The sequence below is a fragment of the Bacteroidota bacterium genome, from assembly GCA_037133915.1.
GTDB lineage: Bacteria > Bacteroidota > Bacteroidia > Bacteroidales > CAIWKO01 > JBAXND01.
In genome coordinates this window covers 1-14,112 of sequence record JBAXND010000054.1, presented here as the reverse complement: position 1 = coordinate 14,112, position 14,112 = coordinate 1, and the positions used below count along the sequence as shown (strand labels likewise).

The following is a 14,112-nucleotide window of genomic DNA, read 5'->3' as shown; positions in this document are numbered from 1 at the left end:
TCGACTTTATAGACATTCAACTGTTATTTCCTTCTCGGGTCTTCGGTCACAGGAAGCTTTTCCATTTTATCTACTGTGATGCTCGGGTAATCGAATTCTTCGGTAACCTTACCCAATATGAGGTACAGCCCGTTGCCTTTGAATGGGTATTGTTTCAACGAGTTTGGAAAATGAACTGTGTCAAATATCTCACCATGCACATCAATGAATGTTCCGAAGTGCATCCATTCATTTTTGATGGTCTTCACATATTTTATAGTCACCAGTTGTCCTATCATTCGGATAGTTTTCCCGACGTGTTTTATCAGCTCGCTTGCAGGAATCTCACCCCGGAATGTTGTTTTCAGCAGATCGAACCACGTTAGCGTGACGGGCATTTCCATCAGCTCAATTTCGTCCCAGGCGTCTTCAATATCGCTTTGCTGCAGTGCTGGCAGTTTGTACTTTTTTACCGGTGTGTGAAACATTTCTGCAGGCCGTGGTGTACGTTCGGCCTTATTCGTAAGCAGGTGCACTTCCCAGTATAATTGGGGTTTCGATTTTCCGGTGAACCCGAAGGCACCCGCTTTTATCAGTATCAGCATCTGGTCGAGTGTGGTGCCGGTGCGCGCAATAAAATCATCAAGACCGCTGTAAGTGCCGTTAGTCCTGCGTTCCGATTCTATCCCTTTCGCCGTGGCTGCTTCAAGATTTGCGATGTGGATGAATCCGATGTAAATATCTTTTCCGTGAATACTCGTAATGTAGTTGCCGGCATTCACGCAGGGCAGTTTGATGGTCGCACCGCAACGTTTGGCTTCATTAAAATATACCCATGTGCGGTAATAACCTCCAAAATTATTAATAACCGCTACCATAAATTCATGCGGGTAATGCGCCTTGAGATACAGGCTCTGAAAGCTTTCTGCGGCATACGAGGCGGAGTGCGCCTTGGAGAACGAATATCCCGCAAAGGATTCTATCTGCCGCCACACTTCTTTTGTAACATTTTCCGGGTAACCGAACGAACGGCAGTTCTCGAAAAATTTATTTACAATGCGCTGCATCTCTTTTTTGCCGCGCACTTTGCCGCTCATGGCACGCCGCAGTACATCGGCATCGGCAAGGTCGAGACCCGCAAAGTGGTGACAAACCTTAAGTACATCTTCCTGATACACCATCACGCCGAATGTTTCTTTGAGCTGTTCTTCCATCACGGGATGTATATAGCTGAAGCCTTTGGGGTCGTGAAAACGCTTGATGTACTCCCGCATCATGCCCGAGCGCGCCACACCCGGTCTTATGATGGAACTTGCAGCCACCAGCGTGAGGTAATTGTCGCATCGCAATTTCTTTAATAATCCCCGCATGGCCGGACTTTCAACATAAAAGCATCCGATGGTTTCGCCATCCTTCAATTGTTTTTTTACGGTCTTGTCTTTTTTGAAAACGTTGACACGATGGATGTCTACGCTTACGCCCTTGTTAGCGTAAATAATGTCGGCACATTCGCGTATGTGCCCGATGCCGCGCTGGCTGAGGATATCCAGCTTCTCAAAATGAAAATCTTCGGCAACATACATATCCCACTGTGTGGTGGGAAAGCCTTTTGGCGGCATGTCCAGTGCGGTATAGCAGGTCATGGGTTCTTCCGATATCAGGATGCCGCCGGCGTGTATGCTGCGAATATTGGGGAAGTCGGCCAGATAATTGGACAGTGCGTATAGCTGCTGCGTAAGCCGGCTGTTGTCTTTTACCTTTTCGGGATTCTTGACCAGTTCATCAATCTCGGCTTTGGGCAAACCTACTACTTTGCCCAGTTCGCGGTAGGTTGAGCGGTCTCTGAATGTTGATGTGGCGCCTAACAGCGCGGTATGCTTGCTGCCGTAGCGTTTAAAGATGTAGTCTATCACTTCGTCACGTTCTTTCCACGAATAATCAATATCAAAATCGGGCGGGCTGCTGCGCTTCGGATTGATGAAGCGCTCGAAGTACAGGTCAAGTTCTATCGGGTCGACCTCGGTAATTTTGAGACAGTACGCCACAATTGAATTAGCGCCGCTGCCTCGTCCTACATGGTAAAAACCGCGCGACATGGAGTAGCGGATAATATCCCAGGTGATGAGGAAATACGATGAGAAGCCGAGTTTGTCAATGATAGCGAGCTCTTTCAGCACACGCTCACGGGCAGTACGGTTCGTTTTTCCGTATCGGTATTCAAGCCCGTCAAAAGCTAATTTTTCAAGCAGCAGCCTGTCGTCAGAGGCATTTCCCGTAAAGGTTTTACGGTTTTTTATGCCGTTATAATCAAATGCAATGGAGCATTGCGAAAGCAGCTTTTCGGTGTTTTTTATAATCTGAGGATGGTCTGCATAAATTGCTCTCAGTGCATCCGGGCTGAGCATAATCTCGTCGGGCATGGCTGCCTGATGGGGTTGCAGTTTGGTGATGAGCGTATTGTGGTCAATAGCCCGCAGATAGCGGTGTGCATGAAACCCGGTTGTGTCTTTGAATGTTACCGGCTGCATCATCACAAGCCGCGAAGCATCAATTTTTATTTTTGAGAACTGAAGCCGGTTGAGGTCTGACGGACGAATACCTATGAACTCATATTCTTCGCATATAGCCTTTATTTCCGGCCCGAACGGATAAATAAATACCGAGTGAGATGTGCGTGGCGCCTTAGCGGGATAGGGTTCTCCGCGTTCACTGTGCAGCGTCACGATTTCGTTCAATTCGCGAAAACCTTCGTTGTTCAGCGCTATTCCTGTATAAACGTGGGTGTCGTCGTTGCGGAATTCGACACCGGCAATAGGCTTTACATTATTCTCGTTGCACAGTTTTACAAAATCAAGCATTCCCTGCGAGCTGTTGATGTCGGTAAGCGCAAGTGTGTGCACACCTTTTGCAACGGCATCTTCCACCAGCTGTTCAGGCGAAAGTGTGCCGTATCGGAGGCTGTAATATGTGTGGCAGTTTAAATACAATGAATAATTAAAAATGATAGTTTATAAAGTCAGAAAGTCCATAAAGTCGTAAAGTCAAAAAGTTTGTAACGCGTCTTTGCGTGAGGTCTATTTAATTTGAAAATTTGTCAATTAGTTAATTTGAAAATGAAAAAAACTTTGCGCCTTTGCGTCTTTGCGTGAGGTCTATTTAATTTTTATAATTTCCCATTATTAATTTTTAGTTATTATTTCTTAGTTCATCATGCAATCCTACTGCCCTCAAAATTGCCTTGCTGCCGTAGCGTTTACGTATCTTATCCATGGCGGTGTAGAGGCTCACCATTTCGGGTGTATCGTCAAACATATTTATCTGCTGCACGCCGCTTATGAGTCCGCTGAGTCTTACGCCCACAAGCCGTATAAGCATTCTGCGCTGGTACAGTTTATCGAACAGGCTGATGGCCGCGGGTATCAGCACATGATCGAATGATGTGTAGGGAAGGCGTTTCTGTAAGGTGTGCGTATCGAAATTTGAATACCGTATTTTGATGGTGATACACGACGCGAGTTTTTGTTTTTTGCGTGCCTGATAAGCGATTTTCTCTACCATACTCACCAGCATCTGCCGTATACGTGTTATGTCTATGGTGTCGTTTTCGAAGGTGGTTTCCGTACCCACAGATATACGTTCGCTGAACTGCTGCACGGGTGTATTGTCGATGCCGTTCGCCTTTTTCCATATCACCAGACCGTTGGTGCCCAGCACGCGCTGCATCATATCGGGCGGAATGTGACTCAGCGTATCGATGGTTACGATGCCCATGGAACGCAGCATCTGGAATGTTTTTTCGCCTATCATCGGTATCTTGCGTATGGAGAGCGGCGCCAGAAACGGACGTGTGTTATCGGGCGAAACGTAGATTTCTCCGTTGGGCTTGGCTTCTCCGGTGGCTATTTTAGATACGGTTTTGTTTATGGATAATCCCATGGAAATGGGTAATCCCGTATTATCTATAATATATTTCCTGAGTTCCTGCGACCATTTCTGCGTACCAAAAAAACGATCCATGCCGGTAACATCAATGTAATGCTCGTCGATAGAGGCTTTTTCGAAGAGAGGCGCTTTTTCGGCAATGATGTCGGTAACAATGCGCGAGTATTTTGAATATTGATCCATGTCGCCGCGTATCACCACGGCATCAGCGCAAAGCGAACGCGCCATACGCATCGGCATAGCCGACGTTACGCCATATTTCCGCGCCTCGTAGCTGCAGCTCGACACTACGCCCCGGTCGGAAGTGCCTCCGATAATCACAGGCTTCCCGACAAGGCTTGAATTCAGCAACCGTTCTACCGAAACAAAGAATGAGTCCAGGTCGAGATGAATAATATTACGGTTATTATGCGTTTCCACTTGTTTTTTGATGTTGATGATTGTATCTTTGATTAAAAATTAATCAGTATAGTGATTACAATATAATCAAAAAAAACAGTAAATTTGTAACAGCAGAACAGATATTTTTATCATTATAACTTAATCCCATAAGTCTATGCAGTTTGCATCAAATATTAAATTTTTGCGCAAGCGCCACGGTCGTACTCAGGAAGAGGTGGCCTTTGCACTGGAGATGAAACGCTCTACGCTGAGCGGCTACGAAAATGAGGTGGCACAGCCCAATATTGATGCGCTGCTGGCATTTTCCAGATACTATAATATCTCTATTGACACACTGGTAAAAACCGACCTGAGCGGTATGCCCGAAAGCAGTCTGTCGCAGCTTGAGCGGGGTTACGATACTTACATCACCGGAAGTAAAATCAGGGTGCTGGCTACCACAGTTGACCGTGAGAATAACGAGAACATTGAACTTGTTCCCGTCAAGGCAAAAGCCGGATATGCCAGTGGTTTTGCGGATCCCGAATACATACAGTCGCTGCAAACATTCCAGTTGCCCTTTCTTTCGCATGAACGAAAATACCGGACATTTCAGATAAGCGGTGATTCCATGCTCCCGATACCAAGCGGTTCGTGGATTACCTGTGAGTTTGTACAGAACTGGCATCACATCCGCGACCGCCATGCCTATGTTTTTCTGACACTCGACGACGGTATCGTATTCAAGATAGCCGAGAACAGGATACGTGAAAACGGCCTGCTGATGCTGCATTCATTCAATCCTGCCTATGCGCCGTACGAAATGCCGGTCAATCAGCTGCGCGAGGTATGGAAATTTGTGAATTACATTAGCAGCGAGCTTCCAGAACCCAACAGTTTCAGCCAGAATGTGCTGAAAACAGTAGAAAACCTCAGAAGCGATGTTGAACTATTGAAGAAGAAGCTGAAAAAAATGTAAAATATATTAGTCGTGAGTCAAGAGTCGAGAGTCAAAAAGCCTCGGTCGTTGAGCTTGTCGAAACGCCAGAGGCTGATGAAGAGTCAAAAAAAATAGTCGTAAGTCAAAAAAAACAGAAGAAAAAAAATAGAGATATGATAATTCACAAATTTGAAGATATAATTGCCTGGCAGAAAGCACAGGATTATGCCGTGACCATTTATTCAGTTTTTAAGAATCTGAAGGATTTTGGGTTTAAGGACCAGATTCAAAGAGCTGCTATTTCAATTTCAAACAATGTTGCCGAAGGATTTGACCGAAGTTCAGATGCAGATTTCTCACGATTCATTTATATGGCCAAAAGCTCGTGCAGTGAAGTAAAATCGATGACATATCTTGCATTAAAGCTGAAATATATAAATGAGGAGGAGCAAAGCTTGCTGATTAAAGACTCTGATGAAATATCACGAATATTGCGAGGCATACTTAAATCATTGCAGCCTAAACAATAAATCGTTAAATCATTTTTCTCTTGACTCTCGACTCTTGACTTACGACTAATATATAATCATTTTTTCAACTTTATGATGCCGTAAATAGCTTCGTATAATCTGCTGCACGTCTCGGTTATCGTCGGCAGGAGTGATGTAGTTATTCAGCGATTCGATGTCTGAAACGGCCTCCATGGTGTCGGCGTAGCCCCATCCTATGTAACGGCCTTTTTCAATTTTAATCACTGCTTTTTCGTCTTTGTTTCTTCCTTTGTCAATAATGAAAAAATTCTGATTGTCGAAACGGAATGCCGAGAGCGCTTTTTCTACGCGGAGGTTGTATTCGTCGGGCGGTTCCTGACCGATGCATGCACCGTCGCACTGCTGTACGGCGTGATGAAAACACGCACCATCCGTCTTGTATAGTCCGGTCAGTTTTTGGCAAAGGCGGTTCTTCTCGACCGTTTTTTCGAGCCAGCGCTGTCCTTCAAACTTGGAGGTAAAGGTCATCAATGGGAGCTCGGAGCAATTATTTTTGTCGAGTTTCAGCACCCGGTATCCGTTCGCATCCGTGCTTTCAAAGATACCGTAGGTGTAGCCGGTGCGGCGTTGTGCCCGGTTAAATACCGGCTTATTCTTTTTTATTTCAGCCGATTCAATAAGCAACGCGATGAGTTCGCTGCCTGTGAGTTCGTACTGAATATCGGCAATGCGCTCACACATATTCATAGCACGCGTGGTATTATTTCCGAAATGCGCCATTACGCGCGAGTAAATGTTTCGGCTTTTACCGATATAGATAAGGTTATTCTTGTCGTCATGAAAATGATACACACCGGGCTCTTCCGGAAGTCCTTCAATTTTCAGGGGGTCGAGCAGTGGATGATGACGGCTTATGGCGCTGAGCCTGGAACTCGAAAAGATATCTTTGCTGTCAACACCTACGCTTAAAAGTTTTTCAAATAGTTTTACCGTGGCGAGTGCATCGCCAGCGGCACGGTGTCTTCCAACTACTTCGATGCCCAGTTCATTGCATAATTTACCCAGGCTGTATGACGGCATGCCGGGTAGCAGCCTTCGCGAAAGCTTTACCGTACACAGCATTTTACGTTTGTAATGATAGCCCAGACGTTTGAATTCTCCTTTAAGAAAGTTGTAATCGAAACTGGCATTATGCGCAACGAACATACAGTTATTGGTAATCTCGACAATGCGGCGTGCCACTTCGTAGAATTTTGGCGCACTTGTAACCATTTCATTCGTTATTCCGGTGAGCCGCTGAACGAAGTAGGGGATGCTTAATTCAGGATTTACCAGTGTCGTATATTCATCCACTATTTTGGTGCCATCATGAACATAAACGGCAATTTCAGTAATACGGTCTATCTGGCGACCGCCTGTGGTCTCGATATCAACAATAGCGTACATGCGTCGAAGTTTTCGTCAGGAGTGTAAAAGGAGTTTCAAAGTTCGTTGATTTTAATAGCTGTTGGTAAAAATTTTATTTTCCCTTCAGATACGAGTTTTAATGGATTACTTACTATTGTTGCTTTAGCCAATGTGCTGCCGACTGCTTCTACAAAAATCCACACAAGCTGTTCGCATTTATTTTCAAGCAAGCTTTTTATGGCTGCCTGCAAAAACGACGGTGATGCGTAAAAATCAAGTTGTCCGATGGTTCTCCCGAGCACCTGCACAAAATTGGTTTGCTGCTCAGAATTTACGAAACAAAGGTCAATTCCGGATATCGTATTTTCAGTAAAATTATACTTTTTATGTTGGAGTAAAGTCCTTTTGACATAGGAAATTGCCCATTCACGCACCTTATCATTTATAATGTTATTTGATTCTACAGCCATTGCGGTAATGCTGTGCGCAATAATTTCGGGCTGCATCAATGCGGAAAATGCGGGTGCAATACTAATATCATCGGATGGGGTGAACTCATGAACGTGAACAGGAGCATCTTCAGCTAAAACATCGGGCTGCCATTGAGTTTTATTGCGACGATTGATTGGTTCAACGTTTTCGCACAATGCGCTTAGAAATTTCATGGCGTCCATATCACGGCGAATGGCCGAATGAATTTTAAATCCATGTTTTGCGAATGGAAACAGCTGAGCAGTGCCATCGCTGTCAAATGCGGTTTTCAGGGAGCCATCTTTGGTAAGAATAATTTCTTTATTGCGCAGACTGTAGTATTCTGAAGCATGTGTGCTATCCCACAGCGATGGGTGTTTTAAAAGTAAGTAGTACAGCCTGATGAACCATGGCGCTTTTTGTTTTTGCAAAAATCCGGGGTTCACGGAAAGACGAAATGCAAAATTATCAGTTGTAATTTCACGTAATCTGATTGTTGAAATAAGAAACTCTTTTACTTCCGGAAAGTCTTTCCAGCTTGCATTATCAATGGCGCAATCGAATCCGAAAAGTTCGTTCATTCCTTTTTTACCGAGTAGAGCCGTCAGTTCTTTATCTTCAATAAGGCAGGCTTCAAGGGCTTTACAGAATGCGCCATTACCTGAAGGCAAGAATTTCTTTTGCTGAACAGTCTGATTAAAGGCTTTGTGAATGAGGGTGTATATGAGTTTTGAATTGTCGGGTTTGTCGGTAATTTGCGAAGCTGTAAGCGGCATTACAGCGAGCCATTCAGGAGATAAATAGCCGCTGTCGCGCATCACGGTCAATGATGATACAAAAAGTTTTGAAAGCTCTTCTGCAAGTCTGATATTTTCGGGTGTTCGGACAATATCAAAAGGGATGAATTCTCGTGTTGGCGTTGTGGTAAATGGAGCATGAACAAAAAACTGCAAGCCTGTTTCCTGAAGGGTCGGAAACCACGAGAACAGATGCGTATTCCCGGCACTGCAAATGCTTGAATGTTCATTTTTATGTTCCAAATGAAATGCAATGGCAATGTTTCCTTTTACCGATTTGGCAGGCGTTTTTAGCAGCAGGAAATTTTCTTCAGGTTTGCGGTTCCCGTTGTAACCAATGCATATAGTGGAGCAATTGTTGCTTTTTTCCACAATTGTTTTCCGAATACTGACATTCGCTTTTCCGAGGAGTTCTACTTCAAGGCAATTCAATCTGTCTAGAAATAGAAGATGGCCTGAGCCCAGATTTTTCAGGGCTTTTTCAACAAGTTTGTAAATTGTCGTGTCATTTTTAAACGGAAGGACAATGGATGTTGAATATTCTGAAATGTCGGTTAGTGGGACAATTTCTTCAAGAACTTCGTAATCGCGTATCTTAAAATGATAATTTCCGGAATGGATTTGAGGCTCATTTGTTATTGCAAATACGCTTTTAAAACCGATGCCGAATTTTCCGATCAGGTTTACATCCTTATACTTCGATTTTGTAGTATTGGCAAAGGTTGTAATGGATTTAAGGTCGTCTTCATCAAAGCACTTTCCGTTATGAGATACTTCCAGACGGTCGGAAAAAAGTCTGAACAATAATGTGTTTTCACTGTTCGCGGCACCAACTTGGCGGTAGGCGTCTTCAGTGTTCTGTAACAGTTCTTCAAGAAAGCGTGAACTATCGGCATACAAACCCGAAAGCAATTCGGCATGGCGGTTGCCTTTTGCCTTGTTGGCGTCAACAGCCAGTCTGCTTTGCGCGATATGTTCCTTTAAACTTAATGAAGACATCTGAGAATCGGTTATTCACAAAGATAATTATTATTGGTTTTGGTTCCTGGTAGTTTTGTCCTTTTCGGGATGCCGACGATTTTGCATTTTCTTTTCTTTTCCTGTTCATAAACTGATTATTTTTGCGTTATGATAGAACCTGAACAAAGCAGAACCGAATTGTCTGAATTGGGCGAATTTGGTTTAATTGACCGCCTGACGGCTGATATTACAATATTCCATGAACAAACCGTAAAAGGCGTGGGCGATGATGCGGCGGTTATTGATGCCGGCGATCGTTTCATATTGGTGTCAACTGATTTGTTGGTTGAGGGCGTTCATTTTGATTTGACCTATACACCGCTGAAACACCTTGGCTACAAAGCCGCAGTGGTTAATTTTTCTGATATATGCGCCATGAACGGCATGCCGAAGCAGATTACCGTGGGCCTTGCCGTATCAAACCGCTTCCCGGTTGAGGCGCTTGATGAGTTTTATGCCGGACTGAAGCTCGCTTGCGAACGTTATAAGGTTGATATTGTGGGTGGTGATACAACCAGCAGTACAACGGGTATGTTCATCTCTATTACGGTACTGGGCGATGTTGCCAAGGAAGATGTTGTATATCGGTCAGGTGCGAAGGAGCATGATTTGATTTGTGTTTCGGGCGATCTGGGTGGCGCATATGCCGGACTGTTGCTGCTCGAACGCGAAAAAGTTGTTTTTAGAGCCGACCCCGAAATGCAGCCAGACCTCGAAGGATATGATTATCCGCTGGAGCGGCAACTGAAGCCTGAAGCCCGGACAGACATTGTGAAAAAGCTGAAAATTGCTGGTTTGAAGCCGACTTCCATGATTGACATCAGTGATGGGCTGGCTTCTGAAATAATGCATCTGTGTAAAAATTCGAAAAGCGGTGCTGCCATTTACGAGGATAAACTACCTGTAGATGCAGCAACAGTTACACTTGCCGAAGAATTTAAACTGGATCCGACAACAGTTGCTCTTAACGGAGGTGAAGACTATGAACTGCTGTTTACCATTCCTATCACGGAATTAAAACGGATACAGCAAGTGGAAAATGTTACTATTATTGGTCATATAACCGATATTAAGGATGGCTTGAGTATGATTACACGCAGTGGACAATCGGTACCTGTTCTTGCTCAGGGTTGGGATGCCTTAAGCAAAAGGGAAGACAGTGGTCCGAAGTAATTCAATAATTTGGAAATAACATCCGTCGTGTATACATTTGCTGTAAAATATTAATTATTATAAATCTAATCCATTATAATCATGAAAAAAATTGCTCTACCCATTATTCTCTTCTTTGCCTGTACTGCCTTTATTATGGCGCAATCAGGATTAAATCTTATCCCCGGCAAGATAGTCGGCAAACGCGGTGAGGTAAATCGCGTTGAGCTGAATCCAAACAGTAAGGTACCGTATACCGATACGCTTCTTTATGTGTGGATGAAAACTACCGGAACAACCGGTTTTCAGGTGAGTGCAACAACGCCGTCTATTGCTCAGTATTTCAATGCACCTCAGACTATCAATGTGAAAGGTGCAAATTTCTATGGCAAAGCTTATAATGTACCTTCTATAACAGTTACCGTGCAGTTATTTCTTGCAGGCGCCGATTCAATGCCCACAGGCAGCGCTCTTGCAACTACAACCGTCAATGTTGACTCATTGGGTTCAAACGGTGTACTGCAGCGTGCTATGTTCACAAATGCTATAGCCGTAAGTGCCCCGTATGTAATTGTTATTACAAATGCCGGTGCAAATGCGGTTGGTATTGCTACGAATGACAATGCTGCTAATGACGGACAGGGTGAAAATCTTGCAAGAATAAAAGCAGGAATGACCTGGGCGCGTATTTTATCCTATGGTTATGATTGCGACTGGCTTATTGAACCTATTGTAAATTACACTCTTGCCCGGGTTTATTTCACAATGGATAAAACTTGCATCAATAATGGAGACTTAGTAAACTTCACCAATGTGCATCCTGCCATTTACGTAGATCGTATGTATGAGTATTATGTGAACGTTGACTCAACAAAATACCAGTTCGGATGGAATTTTGGAGACAGCCCGACTTTATTCAACGCAATTGACACATCGCATCAATACGCAGTTGCAGCCCCGTACACCATTACACTCGGCGATATTTTTGTAGGATACTGTTTTTTCACTTCTGCTCAGGATACTACCGCCAATATTGATATTTGCAGCGGCATTGGTACCAACCAAACCTCGGCCGTTTCTATTTATCCGAATCCTGCCAAAAACTTCATTAATATTGACAATGCTGTAAATGCCCGTGTTGAAATTTACAATATGCTTGGTATGAATGTAGCCAGAATTAATAGTGCAGGAGTTTCTGAAACTATTGATATAAGTGCTTTACCTGCCGGCAGCTATTTTATTCGAATTGAAAATGACGGTGCGGTACAAACACGAAAAATTGAAGTGAGAAAGTAATTCTGATTCTTTGAGGATAAAAAAAAAGAGCTTTCATTTGAAAGCTCTTTTTTTTATCAGTCATTGGCAAATTTGAAAGTGAGAATGGCCGTCGTTATTCCGACAAGCAGTGCGCCTCCAATGCCCCCGAGTAAAGCATTTTTTACTTTCTTTCGGTGTGCCATAGCATTAAAACCTTCTATGTAATATTCGTCGCCGATATGGTCTTTCAGATAAGGTTTCCCTTTTGTTTTAACCGGAATTACTGAAAAGGTGACTGCATAAGCTGCAGGTGCCGCCAATCCCCAGAAGCCCCAATACAGACCTGCTGCACCTGCCGCAAATCCACCAACAGTTACCCAGGGTGCCTTATAATTTATGCGCGCATTTTGCATTCCGGAAATGTAACGATCCATTTCATCCTCACTAAAATAGTTTCCACGATTGCTGTCGGCAAGGTAAAGTACCTCTTTGCTCCCTGTGCCATAGCGGATATCAAAAACATCTTCCTTGAAATATTTTTTGGTCTTTGAATGTGTCTTGTGTGATTTGGTAAGATGAATGATTGTTTCATTCGAATTGCTTACTACCTTGCCACTGATGCAGCGGCCATTCAAAAAACGTACGGTGTCCTGTGCATTAGTTTGAAAACAGCAAAATATAGAGATGATAATTATTGCGATAAATGCTCTCATTGGCTTAGATTCGTTTGATTGGTCAAAGTTATAAATATTGTTTACATAAGCAAAAGAGGTTGCGGCTCAAATTGCTGCAACCTCATAATATTTTAACTTAAAGTTTTCTAAAAATCTATGGAACCAGGGTTACAATACCCCTGTATTTGCTGATCTTGCCGTATTTGTCGGTAACAAACACCAACCAGGTATAAACGCCACCCGGGCATTTTTGTGAACTATTCCATGCACGACCCTTCCACGGCGCATTGTAATCAGTGGTTTCATAAATCTTCCCGCCCCAACGATCGTAAATAGACATTTCAAAAGTTTGAAATTCCAGATTATAACCAATGGGTCTGAACTCATCATTTACGCCATCGCCGTTAGGTGTAAAAGCATTCGGTGTAAAGAATTCCCATGGTTTGAATTCATTTACCAATGCCCAGGGCGCGTAAAAATTATCCTGTGTGATATTTTCAGCAAACAGCAGGTTGCTTGCCGGAGCATCAGTGCCGGTAGCAAGGCTGTCGTTCCATTCATTGGTAAGTGTATTATAGGATACTGCTTTAAGGTCGCCTTCGGTCATACGAGCGTTGCAGCGCGGGTTTACATCTTCTTCAGTATACCTGAAGGTGATATCTGCACCGGGCTTTGCGTTCAGATACAGCGGATCAATAATCCAGTAGCGGTTTACAACCAAATCATAATCTTTATCAAGGCTCATAACACCCGTGGGCAAGGGGAAATTCTTACAGTCGGCAGGGTAGGTGGCAAATGATACGCCGCCGCTGTTGGGCTGTCCGGGCGTTCTCGTTGTGAATGTCACATTTAAATCGTTTGAAGCAATGAGCCCTGAGCCAAACGGAATTTCGTAAGTGTCCAACACACTTCCGATGTTCCATTGCAGTTCGCCGTAACCGACCAATGGATCTGTTTCACTGAGGATATAATTACTCAAATGCTGGATGGCAGCACGATTCTGATTGTCAATAATCAATTTATGGCTGTTCAGTTTAAGAACGGCGTCTACAAAAAGAGTATCATTAACTTCGCAATCCGAGACTCTCAGTATTTTATCGCCATTGCGGATAATAAGATTCTCGAAGTGCGATGCATTCGTACCTTCTATTGCCTGTTTGGTAAGCCCGTCCATAATAACGTTTCCTGCAGGAGAGGAGCCAATCAGTGACAGAACATTATTATTCGCAAAATTTACCCAGTTTTGTTTCAGCACAATATTGCCATCAAGTGCAACAACACCGTCGTTGGTGCCGTCGTTCTTATTAATGAAGTCGCCACCAATCATAACATAAGCACCCGGTGTCACCACTATCTGGTTACCGTTGTTCACCACATTCTGGGTGATTCCCTGAAAGGTGAACATCAAAAAAAGTACACTAACAATAAATCCGCTACTTTTCATAATTGTATTCGTATTTTCTTTTTTTTTCTCAAAGGTAATAAAAATTGTATTTCGTTTAATCGTTTATTTGTTTAGTCATTAAGTCGTTAAATTAAATATTTCCTTTCACTATTGTCCGATAAAAATACAGAATATTATTTTGCAAACCGCAACAAAT

Annotated in this window: 10 protein-coding genes; 4 read left to right on the top strand and 6 right to left on the bottom strand. The window is 43.5% G+C overall.

All coding sequences use genetic code 11. From position 1 onward, the window contains the following. Positions 1 to 23 precede the first annotated feature (23 nt). Positions 24 to 2,966 (bottom strand): DNA polymerase III subunit alpha, encoded by a 2,943-nt coding sequence (gene dnaE, locus WCM76_14370; protein ID MEI6766810.1) that lies wholly within the window; start codon positions 2,964 to 2,966, stop codon positions 24 to 26. 199 nt (positions 2,967 to 3,165) lie between these two features. Then, a complete protein-coding gene (dinB, locus tag WCM76_14365) occupies positions 3,166 to 4,341 on the bottom strand; it encodes a DNA polymerase IV (protein MEI6766809.1) in 1,176 nt (391 codons plus the stop codon). 136 nt (positions 4,342 to 4,477) lie between these two features. Here dinB and WCM76_14360 point away from each other — a divergent pair, with 136 nt between their 5' ends. Both WCM76_14360 and WCM76_14355 read left to right on the top strand, forming a co-directional pair. After that, positions 4,478 to 5,281 carry a LexA family transcriptional regulator gene (locus tag WCM76_14360; protein MEI6766808.1) on the top strand — a complete coding sequence of 268 codons (804 nt, stop codon included), beginning with the start codon at positions 4,478 to 4,480 and terminating at the stop codon, positions 5,279 to 5,281. 134 nt (positions 5,282 to 5,415) lie between these two features. Continuing rightward, on the top strand, positions 5,416 to 5,772 hold the full coding sequence (locus tag WCM76_14355) for a four helix bundle protein (GenBank protein ID MEI6766807.1): 357 nt from the start codon (positions 5,416 to 5,418) through the stop codon (positions 5,770 to 5,772). A 45-nt stretch (positions 5,773 to 5,817) separates the two neighbouring features. Here WCM76_14355 and WCM76_14350 read toward each other — a convergent pair whose 3' ends face one another. After that, positions 5,818 to 7,179, bottom strand: coding sequence for an exonuclease domain-containing protein (locus WCM76_14350; protein MEI6766806.1), 1,362 nt, complete (start codon positions 7,177 to 7,179; stop codon positions 5,818 to 5,820). A gap of 35 nt (positions 7,180 to 7,214) precedes the next feature. Continuing rightward, entirely contained in the window at positions 7,215 to 9,407 is a 2,193-nt protein-coding gene (locus WCM76_14345) for a hypothetical protein (protein MEI6766805.1), read from the bottom strand. 129 nt (positions 9,408 to 9,536) lie between these two features. Between WCM76_14345 and thiL the strand changes: the two genes are divergently transcribed. Then, complete coding sequence (gene thiL / locus WCM76_14340; protein ID MEI6766804.1) at positions 9,537 to 10,601, top strand: thiamine-phosphate kinase; 1,065 nt, start codon at positions 9,537 to 9,539, stop codon at positions 10,599 to 10,601. 81 nt (positions 10,602 to 10,682) lie between these two features. Beyond that, a complete protein-coding gene (locus tag WCM76_14335; GenBank protein ID MEI6766803.1) occupies positions 10,683 to 11,876 on the top strand; it encodes a T9SS type A sorting domain-containing protein in 1,194 nt (397 codons plus the stop codon). A 56-nt stretch (positions 11,877 to 11,932) separates the two neighbouring features. Here WCM76_14335 and WCM76_14330 read toward each other — a convergent pair whose 3' ends face one another. After that, entirely contained in the window at positions 11,933 to 12,550 is a 618-nt protein-coding gene (locus tag WCM76_14330) for a hypothetical protein (protein MEI6766802.1), read from the bottom strand. Between the two features lie 115 nt (positions 12,551 to 12,665). Next, complete coding sequence (locus WCM76_14325) at positions 12,666 to 13,955, bottom strand: gliding motility-associated C-terminal domain-containing protein (GenBank protein MEI6766801.1); 1,290 nt, start codon at positions 13,953 to 13,955, stop codon at positions 12,666 to 12,668. Between the last annotated feature and the right edge of the window lie 157 nt (positions 13,956 to 14,112).